The sequence below is a fragment of the Emticicia sp. SJ17W-69 genome, assembly GCF_051209875.1.
Taxonomy (GTDB): domain Bacteria; phylum Bacteroidota; class Bacteroidia; order Cytophagales; family Spirosomataceae; genus Emticicia.
The window spans coordinates 4,638,441-4,652,913 of sequence record NZ_JBNTQY010000001.1 but is presented as its reverse complement, the minus strand read 5'-3'; the positions used below and the strand labels follow the sequence as shown (position 1 = coordinate 4,652,913).

Here is a 14,473-nt window from a genome sequence, read left to right as displayed (position 1 = left end):
TAAATCAGTAGATTTACTCGACTATTAATTAGACATGAGAAAAAAGACGTGAGACATAAGAAAAAAAAATAACTATTTAGACTCTCTTGTCTTTTGTCTCAATTCTCTTGTCTTTTTGCCAATTCTACCAAGAAAAAGACGTAATTTTGGGCATTATGCAAAAAGTCAGACCAAAAAAACATCTTGGGCAACATTTCTTACGAGATTTGGACGCCGCCCAACAAATTGTCAATTTACAATCGCTTCACCGAGGCTATCACAAAGTCTTGGAAATTGGCCCTGGTATGGGTGTATTGACACAATATTTATTGAAAAGAACTGATTGTGAGACTTTTGTAGTGGAAATCGACCGTGAATCAGTGGCTTATTTGAAAGAGCATTTTCCTGCTTTAGAAGACCGAATTTTCTCGCAGGATTTTTTGCAAATGAATCTCGCAACTCTTTTTCAAAGTGAAAATGAGCCTTTTGGCATCATAGGAAACTTGCCTTATAATATTTCATCACAGATATTTTTTAAGGTTTTGGAGCATAAAGATTTGGTGATGGAAATTGTGTGTATGCTTCAAAAAGAAGTAGCTCAACGCATTGCCTCACCACCTGGGAAGAAAGATTATGGTATTTTAAGTGTATTTTTACAGGCTTATTATGACATTGAATATAGCTTTACGGTTTATCCTGATGCTTTTATTCCACCACCCAAAGTTGATTCGGGTGTAATTCGCTTGAAGAGAAATAATGTGGAGAAACTCGACTGCAACGAAAAGAAATTTTTCCAAGTGGTAAAAGCAGGGTTTAACCAAAGACGCAAAACATTACGTAATGCTTTAAAGCCTGTTGGTTTGAATTTTGAGCATGATTTACTCAACAAAAGAGCCGAACAATTGGGTGTAGCAGAGTTTGTATTATTGACAAATTTGTTTGAAGAGGCAGGGGTTAGGGTTTAGGTATTAGGAGATAGGATTTAGGTTTTAGAGGTTAAGTGAAAATATCAAACTTATCTAATGCCTAAAAACTCTTAACTCTTAATACCTAAGTCCTAATACCTAATCGCACGGGCGACCCCGTCCTAATTCCTATAAAAATGACAACTTTCGAGCTAACCAAAGAGTATTTAGAGAAATTAGAAACAGCTATTGAGCAAAAAGACGAAACTTTGCTCAAGGCCGAGATGGAAGAGTTGTATCCTGCTGATATTGCCAGTATCCTGCTCGAACTTGATGGTGAACCTGCTCATTATCTACTGACACTTGTAGATACAGAAACAGGTGCCGAAATCTTGTCGCATATAGAGCCAGACGACCGAAAACGTTTTATAAAAGAGCGTTTTACAGTCGAAGAAATTGCCAAATATGTCAATCTTTTCGACTCTGATGATGCGGTCGATTTGCTCAATGAGCAAACAATTGAGGTGCGAGAAAAAGTTATTGCTCTTATTGAAGACCGAGAGCAAGCACGTTTTATTTTGGATATGTTACATTATCCTGAAGATGTGGCGGGCGGTTTGATGCAAAAAGAATTAATCAAAGTAAATGCCAGTTGGACAGTAAGCGAGTGCGTCGAGGAAATTCGTAGGCAGGCCGAAGATGTTGAGAAAGTTTATGCCGTATATGTAGTTGATGATGAGCAAAAACTCATGGGGATTGTTTCTTTGAAACGCATTATTTTGGCTCGAAAAAACACCAAAATTGAAAATATTGTAGATGAGGAAATTGTTTATGTAGAAACCACCCGCCCTGCGGAAGAAGTTGCTGAAATCATGCAGCGATATGACTTAGATGCCATTCCTGTTGTGAATACTTTGGGGCGATTGCTCGGCCGAATTACGATTGATGATGTGGTCGATTTTATTACCGACAAAGCCGAAGAAGACATTCAAGTAATGGCGGGTATCACGGGAGAGGCAGAGGAAGATGATAGCGTTTGGCAGTTGGCCAAAGCTCGTTTACCGTGGTTGATTGTGGGGGTAATTGGTAGTTTGTTAGCTGCAACTGTAATCGGACATTTTGAAGGTGAATTTCAAAAAGTGTCGGCATTGGCTGCCTTTATTCCCATCATGGGTTCGACAGGGGGAAATGTGGGTATTCAAACTTCGTCTTTGATTGTTCAAAGTTTGGCCGAAAAATCTGGAATTACCACCAGTTTGGGGCAACGTTTATTTAAAATTATTTTGGTTGCTCTTGTAAATGGTTTGATAATAGGCTCATTAGCAGGACTTTACATTTATATCAGTGGCGAAACACAACTATTTTTTGTGGTGTGCTGTTCGTTGATTTCGGTGGTAGTTTTGGCTTCATTTACAGGAACTGTTACACCACTTTTACTTGATAGATTAGGTATTAATCCTGCAATTGCTTCAGGACCATTTATCACAACAGCCAATGATATTATTGGCATCGGTACTTATCTGATGATTGCCAATTTGCTGTTGCATTTGTAGAGGAGATTCGAGATACAAGATTTGAGATACGAAAAATTTAATTGATAAACTATCGACTATCGTCGGTGGACAGTGGACTAAAAAAAATCATGATTGCAGTAATACAACGAGTAAGTCAAGCATCTGTGACGATTGATGAAAAAATTAATGGGCAGATTGGACTGGGTTTTATGATACTTCTGGGAATTACTCACACCGATACGCAAGAAGACTTGGAATGGCTTTCTAAGAAAATTGTAGGTTTGCGAGTTTTTGGCGATGAAGATGGAAAGATGAATCTCGACTTAAAATCAGTTGATGGAAATATTCTATTGATAAGCCAATTTACACTTCATGCCAGTACAAAAAAAGGTAATCGACCTTCGTTTATTGAAGCAGCTCGTCCCGAAATAGCGATTCCACTCTACGAAAAAATGATTGCACAATTAGAATTTGATTTAGGAAAACCTATCGAAACAGGTGTTTTTGGAGCAGACATGAAGGTTTCATTGCTAAATGATGGCCCCGTAACGATTATTATTGATTCTAAGAATAGGATTTAATCTACTTCTTGACCTTCATCATATTATCCATTTCCACAAGCCCCGTCATATATAAATCAAATCCTCCCTTTCCTTGAGGTCGATTAGAAGAAAAAATCATTAATGGATAACTGAAATGGACTAAATTAGGCAGAATTGGTCGATATTCGTCATATTGGGTATTGATGCGTGGACCAGCATTGATAGGCGAACTCCAAGTCCCATTTTCTAATACTGAATAATAAATATCATATCCTCCAAAACCTCCTGCCCTATTTGAAGTAAAAACCATCAAATTTTCTCCCCAAAGATAAGGACATTTATCGTCGGCATTGTTAGAAGAAAGAGGTATAATCTTTTCATTAAAAACTTCTTTTGGACTAATAATCTGATCAATCATTGAAGTAGTATAGGGGGCATTTTTATCTCCAATTGTAGCTTGGTAAATATCAAAATTGCCATCTTTATTTGAGCAATAGAAAATTTTATCACCAAAATATGTAATATATGGATAAGCATCATCGGCTTTGGAGTTGAGATAATTGATGGGAATTGGGCCAATTTCTTTTCCATCCTTATCATTATAAATCACTTTAATATCAAGGTTTTTGTCTTGATCATCGGCAAAAAATAGAAATTGATATTTAGGTGAAGTACCATAAGAAATTAAATTATTTTGACTCAAAACATAAGGACCCAACACATTAAAATTTCCATTGATTTTACTCATAAATGTACTTACAAATGTAGTCGATGAATAAGAGTCTAAACCATAATTCGATTTTGAAAGTACAGGAATATTCTTCTTGCTATCATAATCTATTTTAGTAGGGAAACCTACCAAATTAAAAAAATCTCGGTTGTCTCGTTTAGAAGAAAAAATCAAAAAAGACTCACCATACTTGTTTTGAGGTAAATTAGAGTTATAATCATCGAATTGGGAGTTGAATTCGGCGAGGTTTACAACATCGTTCATAAATTTGCCCTCTTGATGTTTTTCGTCAAGCCAGCAGCCCCACATTGTGATGCTCGTCAATATTGTAAGAATTAAAGTTGGGATTCGTTTCATAGCAAGGCTTTTAATAGCTAACGAATGTCTTGATTCGATATTTTAATTGCAAAGTTCTACTTTCTAAAGAAGTTTCCTATTTCACTAAAAATTGTTATTTTTGAGGGTACTATCAGCAAACTCCAATCTAAAACATGAAAAACAAAATACTTTTCCTGCTCACTTTCTCGCTTTTTGTCAATTTTGTAAAAGCTCAACAAATTAAGTGGAGCAAAGATGGCAATGCTTACACACGTGTAGAGGGTGGTGAAATAGTGTCTTATGCTCTACCATCTCAACAAAAATCAGTTTTAATAACAAAAACTCAATTAACACCCAAAGGTGCCGAAAAATCATTGGCTGTACGCAGTTATACGCTCAGCGAAGATGGTGCAAAGATGTTGATTTATACCAATTCAAAAAGAGTTTGGCGATACGAAACTCGTGGCGATTATTGGCTTTTGGATCTCAAAACTAATGTTTTGTCTCAATTGGGCTTAGGGAAACCGATGTCGTCTTTGATGTTTGCCAAGTTTTCACCCGATGGATCGAAAGTGGCTTATGTAAGCGAACATAATTTGTTTGTAGAGGATTTGACAACACACAAAATCAAAGCTTTAACTACTAACGGCACTCGTCGAATGATCAATGGTACTTTCGATTGGGTTTACGAAGAAGAATTTGCTTGTCGAGATGGTTTTCGTTGGAGTCCTGATGGAAAAAGTATTGCTTTTTGGCAAATTGATGCAACCAAAATAAGAGACTTTTTGATGATAAATAATACGGATTCTATTTATTCGTACAATGTGCCAGTTGAGTACCCTAAAGTGGGTGAAAGTCCTTCGCCGTATAAAATTTTGGTGGCAAATGTAGCTACTGGCAAAACCTTACAAATGAATATCGAAGGCGACCCACAACAAACCTATGTGCCACGTATGGAGTGGATCCCCAATACCAATGAAATAATTTTGCAGCAACTCAACCGCAAGCAAAATCAGAGTAAAATTATTGTCTGCCAAGCACTTACAGGAAAAACAAAAACGATTCAGACCGAAACAGACGAAGCTTGGATTGACACCAAAGAACGTTGGGCTGACAGTCCTGAAGGCTGGGAATGGTTGAATGGCGGCAAAGAGTTTTTATGGGTAAGTGAAAAAGACGGCTGGAGGCATATCTACAAAATGGATTTGAACGGCAAAGAAACGCTTTTGACTAAAGGTGATTATGACATAGTCCACATTCCGTTAATTGACGAGGCTAATGGTTACGTTTATTTTACTGGTTCGCCTCAAAATGCCTTACAAAGCTATTTGTATCGCATCAAATTAGATGGCTCGTCGGGTATGCAAGCTGTAAGCGAAAGTGCTCCTAAAGGCACTAATACTTATACTCTTTCGCCTAATGGAAAATTTGCTCGCCATACTTATTCGAGTGCCAATGTTCCAACCATGATGGAGTGGATAAATTTAGCTGATCATTCTCCACTGACCGAAAAAGAAAGTATTCAAAGAAAACTTTCAACAGCAGAAATCAATAAAAAAGTAGAGTTTTTCAAAGTAAAAACCGAGGACGGCATTGACATTGAAGGTTGGATGGTAAAACCTGCTAATTTTGACGAAAATAAACGCTATCCGATTGTATTTAATGTTTATGGCGAACCTGCAGCCGCTACAGTTTTGGATGCTTACGGCACTGGTTTTAATGGACTTTATAATGGTGATATGTCAAAAGATGGTTATATCTACGCTTCGGTTGATAATCGTGGAACTCCACTACCTCGTGGACGTGCTTGGCGAAAAGCAATTTATCGTAAAATTGGCATTGTGAATATCCGTGACCAAGCGATGGCCGTAAAGGAAATTAGAAAATGGAAGTTTATTGATACTACTCGTGTGGCGGTACATGGATGGAGTGGGGGAGGGTCATCTACATTAAACTTACTTTTCCAATATCCGCAGTTTTACCAAACAGGTATTGCCGTAGCAGCCGTTGGCAATCAACTTTGTTATGATAATATTTATCAAGAACGCTATATGGGACTTCCGCAAGAAAACCGTGAAGATTTTGTGAATGGTTCACCCATTACGTATGCCAAAAATTTAGTTGGAAATTTACTTTACATTCATGGGACAGGTGATGATAATGTGCATTACCAGAATGCTGAAATGTTGCTCAACGAATTGATTAAGCATAATCGCCAATTTCAGTTTATGCCTTACCCTAATCGCAGTCATGGTATTTATGAAGGAGAAGGGACAAGAAAGCACTTGAATACACTTTTTACAAATTATCTCAAACAAAATTGCCCACCTGGGGGAAAATAAGACAAATATAGAACGCAGATTTGGCGGATTTTTATGATTAATTATGATTTGTTTACATCATAATTAATCATAAAAATCTGCGTTCTATATTTAAAACTGCTTAAAAAAATCAAAAATTAAATCATTAGCCTTGATAACAGTCGAGGGTTCATCGGCAGCAGCACGAACTTTCACTGCTCCAGGCCACGAATGACCGCCATCTTTGGTCAAATAATAAGTAATGATGGCATTGTTTTTACAATCAAGCCATTGGGTGAGTTTGTATTTTGAATCATCTTTGATGACTTTGGCGAGGGTTTTACATTCATTGAGTTTGCTCCAAGTATTTAAACCAGCAGTAACAGCAGGAAAAGTATTGCCTGCAATACCTGTTCCACCATTGACTGGTACTTTTTGATCAAGCACTGAATGAAGGTGTAAAATTGGAATAGGTTTTGTTGATTTACATTCGTCTTTTAAAGACATTGGCCCACTTACGGCTGCAATAGCAGTAATTTTATTCGGAATTTCACAAGCCAATTTGTAAGAGAGAATCGCACCATTCGACATACCTGTTGCATAAACTTTTTTGGGATTTATCTTATAATTTTTTAAGATTTCATCAATCATTACACTAATGAAATGTACATCGTCGATGTTTTTTTCAAGAGCGTAATCGCAGCAAGTTCCTGCATTCCATGTTCGTAATCTTAGAAGTCCATCGCTTTGTACGCCATCGGGGTAAACGATCGCAAAGTTTTCAGCATTTGCTTTTTCTGTGAGATTATAATCTTTTTCGCATTGCTCTCCACTTCCACCGCCGCCATGTAAGGCAATTACTAAGGGTAAATTACTGTTTTCGTAGTAATTTGGCGGTAAATTGAGTGTAAAAGTTCGATTAAGACCATCGACACTTATTGTTTTTTCATATCTAAAAATAGGCTGAGTACCCAATTTATCTCGAAATTGACAACAAAAAAAAAGTAATGAAATTGAAAGAATAAAGGAAAATTTCAAAGGCTTTTTCATACTAAAAATTGTGATTTTAAGCTGTTGGATTGGAAATTATAAACATGGTTTAATAAAATATCTAAACTTATTCTACCAAGCCACTTGCTCTTACATTTTTACCTTTTCTATCAGTTAAATCATCACCAAGGTCTTCACGAGCTTCTTCAGCTATTTTTTGAAGTTGAGCTACAATTTCGGGGTAAAGTTTTTGGACATCATACTGTTCTGAGGGGTCACGGCGAAGGTCATAAAGTGCCATTGGCGTAAGTATATCTTCAGGAGCTTTGCCAGCAAAACCGTCATTACCAGGTAATTGATTCATATATGAACGCCCTTTATGTTCAAAAACTAATTTCCAATTTTCCATTCGTACGGCCTCTAAAGCATTTTTTCTATAATAATAATAGAAGGTCTTTCGTGGACTTTCGCTTACATTTCCTTTGATTAAAGAAAGAATATCCACACCATCAATCTTATTTTTTGGAAGTTCAGCACCAGAAATACGAGCAATTGTCGGAAAAATATCAATAGTTGAGGTGAGTTGGTTGCAAACCAAACCTTCGGGCGTGGTGCCTTTCCAACGCACAATGCAAGGAACTCGTTGTCCTCCTTCAAAGCTTGTGCCTTTCCCTTCTCGAAATCCTCCAGATGAACCTGCGTGATTACCAAAATTCAACCAAGGGCCATTATCGCTGGTGAAAATTACTAAAGTGTTTTTATCTAAGCCATTTTCTTTTAAAGTTTTCATTATTTCACCCACCGACCAATCAATTTCCATCATCAAATCGGCGTAAAGGCCTTGTTTACTTTTTCCTTTAAATTTAGATGAAACTGCAATCGGGACATGAGGCATTGAGTGAGGCAAATACAAGAAAAATGGACTTCTTTTGTTTCTTTTGATAAAATCTACTGCTTTTTCGGTGTAAAGCGTTGTAAGTTTTGCTTGGTCATCGAGCGTTTTTATTTCTTCTTTTTTATCATTGTTTTGAATCAATGGCAAAACTGGGTAGGTACTTGCATTTTGATTGGAGGTAGCAGGTTTTCCATCATAATATACAGGCCACATATCGTTAGAATAAGGCAAACCCACATATTCATCGAAACCATGTTGCAAGGGTAAAAATGCTTTTTGATGTCCTAAGTGCCATTTGCCAAAAATACCTGTTGCATAGCCTTTCGCTTTAAGCATTTCGGCAATGGTGGTTTCACTGCTGTTGATACCATTTTTGCTGTAAGGCATCAATGCTCCTGAAATACCAATGCGATTAGGGTAACAACCTGTCAATAAAGCTGCTCTTGAAGCACTACAAACGGCTTGTGCAGCCAAAAAATTAGTAAATCTGATGCCTTCTGCTGCCATTTTATCAATGTTGGGTGTTCGATAATTCACCGCACCAAAACAACTCAAATCACCATAACCCATATCATCCATAAAAATTATAATGATATTGGGCAATTGTTCTTTTTTAGGGCTACTGCTCTGTAAAATCACAAGTGCTAAGAAGCAGAAAATGAGTTTTTTCATTGATAAAATGGATAGATATAGGGGAATTGAGTGTAATGTAATTTGATAATTTGGTAATTTGAAGATTTGGAAATGTAAAGAGGATAGCGAATTAATTAAAAAAATAATTTTCAAATTGCCACATTTCCAAATCTTCAAATTAACTTGTAGTATTAAGTCTATTTCTTCAAATATTTATTGAACCAAGCAATATAACGTTCAAAACGGTCTTTTTGGAAACTTGGATTCGTAATTCCATGAAATTGACCAGGGTAAATAATCAATTCTGTTGGCGTTCCTAATGAGCGAAGTGCTTGATACATTTGCTCACTTCCTGGTGATGGAACATTGAAATCACTTTCACCCACCATAAATTGTGTAGGTGTTTTGATACGGTCAGCTTTTAGGAATGGGTAAGAAAGTGCAATATATTTATCGAAGTTTTTCCAAGGTGAACCTAGTTCATTATCATATTGCAAAATATATTGGTCAACACCATAGAGTGAAGAAATCAAGGCCACTCCCGCACCACTCGAAGCAGCTTTAAAACGAGTATCTGAAGCGATTGTATAATCCGTTAAGATTCCGCCATAACTCCAGCCTCCAATACCTAATTTTTCAGAATCTGCAATGCCATTTTGAACGAGATAGTCTGTTGCTCCTAAAATATCTAATACCTCCTTATTACCCCAATCAGCAGAAATGATTTTACAAAAATCTAAACCACGACCATTTGAACCACGATAATTGACTGCTGCTACGGCATAGCCTGCTGCCGCCAACATTTGGCGAGACATATCAAAACTAAATTCATCCTGAGCAACTGGCCCACCATGAATAAACATAATAGTTGGCAATTTTTCTCCTTTTGTAGCACTGGCTGGACGGTATAAAATATTAGAAACACTCGCTCCATCTTTACTTTTTGAAGTAAATCCTTCAACGGTTGCCAAAGCTAAAGGACCAAGGAAATTATCTTGATGTTTGGTCAATTTTCGGGTATTGCCTCCTTCGATGGCATAAATTTCGGCAGGAGTTTGTGGGTCAGTCATGGTGGCTAATAAATTGCCCGACGGATGTTTCTCAATGGTTGTAAAACTCCTATTTCCTCCCAAAACTTTCGTCATTTTTCCATCAACAACCGCAAATTGAGCAATATATCGAGTACGGTCGTCTGTCACTAAAGCATTGATTGCAAGACCATCTTTTGTCCAACGAGGTGTACTAACGGGTCTATCTAATGATTTTGTTAGGAGTTTTGGCTCGCCTCCATCTTTCGACACTACACATAAAATCGACTGGTCGTACATGATATAATTTTCAGAAGAAGTGGTACGGAGATAAGCGATTTGCTTGCCATCAGGACTCCATTCTGGCGAATAATCTCGACCTGTCCAGGTAGTTATTTGTTTCATAGTAGCATTTGGCTTGGCATCAATTACCCAAATGTCAGTATTTGAATTACGGTCTGGGTCTTCAGTACGATTGCTTTCAAAGGCAATTTGTGTACCATCAGGTGACCATTTTGGAGAAGTTTCGTCATAAATTCCTTTGGTCAAGGTATCTATTTTTTTTGTAGCAATATCGAATAAATACAAATGTATCGGAGCTTTGGTCAAATAGCCCTCTACATCTTGCTTAAATTGATAACGGTCAAGAACAATAGGTTTTGGTGTTTTAACTTTTGAGGTATCGGCTGGAGTTTTAATGACCAAAGCTATTTTTTTGCCATCGGGCGACCATGCGTATCCGGTCAAATCTCCTTTTTTTAAATCTGTCAATTGCTTTGCTTCTCCACCACGTCTGTCCATGAGCCAAATTTGACTTCCTGTTAACCCTCCTCTTGAAGAAGTAAATGATAAATATTTTCCATCTGGACTCCAACGAGCTTGCGATTCGCCATCTGGGCTATGAGTTAATTGAATGGACTCTTTTCCATCCCAAGAATTCATCCAAATATCAGCATTTCGTTTGTTTTTTACCGAATCAACACTTGAAAGGGTATAAGAAACCCAATTGCCTTCGGGCGAAATTTGAGGATCGCTCAAACTTTGTAAACGGTAAACGTCAGATGGTTTTAATGATCTTTTTGCAGGAGTTTGAGCAAAAAGGCTTGTTGTTGATGCCAGTAAGCATAATAAGAGCGTTTTTTTCATGTTTAGGGTATAATTGTTTGTTGAGAAATTAGTTTACCACCGCATCGGCGGTTTGATAAAACACTAAGAAACAGCGTGTATTTTTGTGTTTCTTAGTGCCTTAGTGGTTGAAAAGAATTCAATAATCGTAAATCGTACCTCGTTATTCGCACCTCAAAATCACCCCCTCAAATGCCAAGCTTTAGGTTTCACAAATGCCCGAATACCAGCATGCGAAAGCGTAGCCCCAAAACCCGAATTTTTGCGTCCACTCCAAGGCAAAGGAGCAGAAACACGGTCGCAACAATTCCAATAACCACTTCCAGCATCAACTTGTTTTAATATTTTTTCTGCTCGTTTTTTGTCGGTAGTATAAACAGCAGCCGTTAAGCCATATTCAGTGTCTTGCATCAATTTGGTTGCTTCTTTGTCGTCTTTTACTTTCATAATGCCAATAATTGGTCCGAAAGATTCTTCACGCATCACATCCATTTTATGCGTAACGTTTGTCAAAACTGTTGGCTCGAAGAAATAGCCATCGCCCTCAATCGCTTTTCCTCCACTTAGCAAAGTCGCTCCTTTTTTGACAGCATCCTGCACTTGTTTTTCAAGGAAATCTAATTGCGATTTTCGGCTCAAAGCACCAATGTAAATGCCATCGGCAGTTGGTTGACCAATTTTATAAGATTTTACTTCTTTTACAAATTCCTCTACGTATCGGTCATAAACTTTTTCATGTACATAAATTCGTTCTACTGCACAGCAACTTTGTCCGTTATTATAGAAAGCTCCATCGGCCGTTCCTGCCGCAACTGCTTGAATATCAGCAACATCCTCAGCTACATAAAGCGGGTCTTTTCCACCCAATTCGAGTTGACAAGGAACCATTTTTGGAGCAACTTTCTCATAAATATACAAGCCAGTTCGATAAGAACCTGTGAAGAAATAGCCATCTAAAGGCATTTTTAATAATTGCTCGCCGACTTCTTTCGCTCCAACTGCAACTGCAAAAATATCGTCTGGAATGCCTGCTTCTTTCAAATATTTTTCAATTTTTAGGCCTGTCAAAGTTGAAAATTCGGAAGGTTTGTATAAAACAGCATTTCCACCAATCAGAGCAGGAATAAAAACATTGACACCGACCAAAAAAGGATAATTCCACGCCGAAATATTGCAAACAACGCCTAAAGGTTCATAAGAAATTCGTTCTGTCAAGCCTTCTTGGCGAGTCATTATTTCATCTTTGAGGTATTTTTGCGAATTTTCAACAAAGTATTTGATTCGTCCTTTTGCTCCATTTATTTCATTGCGAGCCTGTTGAAGTGGTTTCCCCATTTCGGATGTAAGCGTTGCCGCCAATTCTTCAATATTTTCAGCCAATAATTCTGAAAATTTTTCGATGATGGCAATACGTTTTTTCAGTGCAGTTTTCGCCCAAGATTTTTGTCCTTTTTGTAGCGTTTTTAACTTTTTTTGAAGACTTTCAGCCGAATCTTCTTGTAATGTTGTAATAATTTCTTCGGTAGCTGGATTGATGATTTGCATATACTGAATTTTTTACTCCCCTCCCAATTGGGAGGGGCAGGGGGTGGGCTACAAAAATAAACATTCAAACCGATAAACTTTACAAATTTTCCTAAAACTCAAGCAATGTTCGTTAATTTTGTTGCTCATATCGAAAACCCACAAATGAAAAAGACATATCAAGATAAAATAGCCACATTACTGACAGAAACTATCCAATTAAAAAAGAAAAGTGACCAGATTTCGATGCTGCGATTATTTTTGATCATCGGACTATTGATAGTGGTTTATCAACTTTTCAAAATTCATGCAATTGTGGGTTCGATCTCCATTGTAGTAGGCATACTTTCTTTTTATTATTTAGTAAAAAAACACGAAAAAATTGATGCTGAAATTGATCTGAAAGAAACCACGCTTGCAGTAATTAAAAATGAGTTGGCATGTTTGGATGGACTTCTAAATGCCTACTATAATGGTCAAGAATATGCCAAGCCAACACATGCCTTTAGTGATGATTTGGATATTTTTGGTGGTGGATCATTATTCCATTTGATTAATCGTGCTAAAAGTAAATCGGGGAATGATGCTTTAGCAGCTCAATTGTTGGGTGAAGATGCTACTTTTTCAGTCATTGAAAAGCAAGAAGCAGGCAAAGAAATTGCCGATAAAACTGATTGGCGATTGAAATTTTTTGCATCAATGTTTAAAATTTCTAACGAAGAGCGAGGTGTTAGCGAAGTTTTAAACCAAATTGAACATCCTCCGCATCTTAAATTTGAAGCATTTATTGCTATTTATAGTAAAATTCTACCTTTGTTATGGTTGGGAGTTTTGTTTTCTGCCTATTTCGTTTCGCCCTCATTTGCAGGCTATTGTGTGGCTGGTTTGGCAATAGTCAATTTTCGATTAACAGGGATGAATCGAAATCATACGGAAGAATACTTCAACACTGTTGCAGGTGCTGGGCGATTGATGGAGAAATTTGGCGTGGCAACTGGACTTATTGCCCAAGAAAACTGGGAATCAAAAATCTTAAAAAATGCCCACGAACGTTTGCCAATTTCAAAGCTCAATACCAAAAATCCGATTGATGATTTTGTGGTGATTTTGAAAAAATTGGATATGCGGAAAAATATGCTTGCTTCGCTCTTTCTCACAATTGCTTCTCCTTTTGAGCCAGTTCAGTTAATTAAATTAAGACGTTGGCTACACGAAAATCCTGAGTTTTTTGAAAAAATATTTGATACTATCGGTGTTTTTGAATGTTATGCTAGCTTTGCGACTTTGCATTTTAATCAACCAACTTGGAGTTTTCCTGTCATAAATACGCAAGAAAACTTTAGTTTGCATGGAATAGGATTAGGACATCCGCTTATTAATACCCAAAATATAGTAAGCAATGATTTTAATTTTGATGAAAAAAATCGACTAACACTCATTACTGGCTCAAATATGTCAGGTAAAAGTACTTTTCTACGAACAGTTGGTTTAAATATCGTTTTGGCGTATGCAGGTTGTCCAGTTTTTGCCAAGAAAATGAGTGTGAGTTTGGGTATAAAATTGATTTGTTATATGCGAATCAAAGATTCAATTCAGCAAAATGCCTCGACTTTTAAAGCTGAAATTGAGCGAATTAAGTTGGTTTTGGCGGCCATTAATAAGCATGAAAATTCACTTTTTTTGATTGATGAAATGCTCAGAGGGACAAATTCGGAAGATAAATTGGCAGGTTCGATGGCATTGTTAGAGAAAATCGTCAATTCAAAAGCTTATGCAATGGTAGCTACCCACGACCTCCGCATGACCGAAATATCAGAGAAATATCCTGATTCAGTCAAAAATTATTATTTTGAATATGCCACAGAAAATGGCGAATTATTATTCGATTACTTGATAAAAGAAGGTGTTTGTAGGAGTTTTAATGCTTCACTTTTGCTAAAATCAATTGGCTTGCCAATTGGAGAGAAATTCTAAGGGAACAAAGGATACT

General features: G+C 37.1%; 10 protein-coding genes. 5 read left to right on the top strand and 5 right to left on the bottom strand.

Going from position 1 to position 14,473, the window contains the following annotated elements:
• Positions 1 to 155 precede the first annotated feature (155 nt).
• From rsmA to dtd, 3 genes are all read left to right on the top strand, one after another.
• Positions 156 to 944 carry a 16S rRNA (adenine(1518)-N(6)/adenine(1519)-N(6))-dimethyltransferase RsmA gene (gene rsmA, locus ACQUQZ_RS19010; RefSeq protein WP_435356670.1) on the top strand — a complete coding sequence of 263 codons (789 nt, stop codon included), beginning with the start codon at positions 156 to 158 and terminating at the stop codon, positions 942 to 944.
• Positions 945 to 1,081: 137 nt separating this feature from the next.
• Positions 1,082 to 2,437, top strand: coding sequence for a magnesium transporter (gene mgtE, locus ACQUQZ_RS19005; RefSeq protein ID WP_435356669.1), 1,356 nt, complete (start codon positions 1,082 to 1,084; stop codon positions 2,435 to 2,437).
• 89 nt (positions 2,438 to 2,526) lie between these two features.
• On the top strand, positions 2,527 to 2,979 hold the full coding sequence (dtd, locus tag ACQUQZ_RS19000) for a D-aminoacyl-tRNA deacylase (RefSeq protein WP_435356668.1): 453 nt from the start codon (positions 2,527 to 2,529) through the stop codon (positions 2,977 to 2,979).
• Position 2,980: 1 nt separating this feature from the next.
• Here dtd and ACQUQZ_RS18995 read toward each other — a convergent pair whose 3' ends face one another.
• The gene (locus ACQUQZ_RS18995; protein WP_435356667.1) at positions 2,981 to 4,027 is read right to left on the bottom strand and encodes a hypothetical protein; all 1,047 of its coding nucleotides are present in this window, start codon (positions 4,025 to 4,027) and stop codon (positions 2,981 to 2,983) included.
• 134 nt (positions 4,028 to 4,161) lie between these two features.
• Between ACQUQZ_RS18995 and ACQUQZ_RS18990 the strand changes: the two genes are divergently transcribed.
• Entirely contained in the window at positions 4,162 to 6,330 is a 2,169-nt protein-coding gene (locus ACQUQZ_RS18990) for a DPP IV N-terminal domain-containing protein (protein ID WP_435356666.1), read from the top strand.
• 90 nt (positions 6,331 to 6,420) lie between these two features.
• Here the strand turns inward: ACQUQZ_RS18990 and ACQUQZ_RS18985 are convergent, their stop codons facing one another.
• From ACQUQZ_RS18985 to ACQUQZ_RS18970, 4 genes are all read right to left on the bottom strand, one after another.
• Positions 6,421 to 7,338, bottom strand: a complete 918-nt coding sequence (locus tag ACQUQZ_RS18985; RefSeq protein WP_435356665.1) for an alpha/beta hydrolase family esterase — start codon at positions 7,336 to 7,338, stop codon at positions 6,421 to 6,423.
• Positions 7,339 to 7,405: 67 nt separating this feature from the next.
• On the bottom strand, positions 7,406 to 8,845 hold the full coding sequence (locus tag ACQUQZ_RS18980) for a sulfatase family protein (RefSeq protein ID WP_435356664.1): 1,440 nt from the start codon (positions 8,843 to 8,845) through the stop codon (positions 7,406 to 7,408).
• Between the two features lie 158 nt (positions 8,846 to 9,003).
• Positions 9,004 to 10,980: a S9 family peptidase gene (locus ACQUQZ_RS18975; protein WP_435356663.1), complete on the bottom strand. Its 1,977-nt coding sequence runs from the start codon at positions 10,978 to 10,980 to the stop codon at positions 9,004 to 9,006.
• A 159-nt stretch (positions 10,981 to 11,139) separates the two neighbouring features.
• Complete coding sequence (locus ACQUQZ_RS18970) at positions 11,140 to 12,504, bottom strand: aldehyde dehydrogenase family protein (RefSeq protein WP_435356662.1); 1,365 nt, start codon at positions 12,502 to 12,504, stop codon at positions 11,140 to 11,142.
• A 144-nt stretch (positions 12,505 to 12,648) separates the two neighbouring features.
• On the opposite strand from ACQUQZ_RS18970, the gene ACQUQZ_RS18965 reads away from it, so the two are divergent.
• Positions 12,649 to 14,457 carry a MutS-related protein gene (locus tag ACQUQZ_RS18965; RefSeq protein WP_435356661.1) on the top strand — a complete coding sequence of 603 codons (1,809 nt, stop codon included), beginning with the start codon at positions 12,649 to 12,651 and terminating at the stop codon, positions 14,455 to 14,457.
• Positions 14,458 to 14,473 lie beyond the last annotated feature (16 nt).

What these genes read in the sequence shown, in the direction of transcription:
- dtd (WP_435356668.1), top strand. Translation starts at nt 2,527, where the DNA reads ATGATTGCAGTAATACAACGAGTAAGTCAAGCATCTGTGACGATTGAT.
- ACQUQZ_RS18995 (WP_435356667.1), bottom strand. Translation starts at nt 4,027, where the DNA reads ATGAAACGAATCCCAACTTTAATTCTTACAATATTGACGAGCATCACA.
- ACQUQZ_RS18965 (WP_435356661.1), top strand. Translation starts at nt 12,649, where the DNA reads ATGAAAAAGACATATCAAGATAAAATAGCCACATTACTGACAGAAACT.
- ACQUQZ_RS18970 (WP_435356662.1), bottom strand. Translation starts at nt 12,504, where the DNA reads ATGCAAATCATCAATCCAGCTACCGAAGAAATTATTACAACATTACAA.
- ACQUQZ_RS18990 (WP_435356666.1), top strand. Translation starts at nt 4,162, where the DNA reads ATGAAAAACAAAATACTTTTCCTGCTCACTTTCTCGCTTTTTGTCAAT.
- ACQUQZ_RS18980 (WP_435356664.1), bottom strand. Translation starts at nt 8,845, where the DNA reads ATGAAAAAACTCATTTTCTGCTTCTTAGCACTTGTGATTTTACAGAGC.
- ACQUQZ_RS18975 (WP_435356663.1), bottom strand. Translation starts at nt 10,980, where the DNA reads ATGAAAAAAACGCTCTTATTATGCTTACTGGCATCAACAACAAGCCTT.
- mgtE (WP_435356669.1), top strand. Translation starts at nt 1,082, where the DNA reads ATGACAACTTTCGAGCTAACCAAAGAGTATTTAGAGAAATTAGAAACA.
- rsmA (WP_435356670.1), top strand. Translation starts at nt 156, where the DNA reads ATGCAAAAAGTCAGACCAAAAAAACATCTTGGGCAACATTTCTTACGA.
- ACQUQZ_RS18985 (WP_435356665.1), bottom strand. Translation starts at nt 7,338, where the DNA reads ATGAAAAAGCCTTTGAAATTTTCCTTTATTCTTTCAATTTCATTACTT.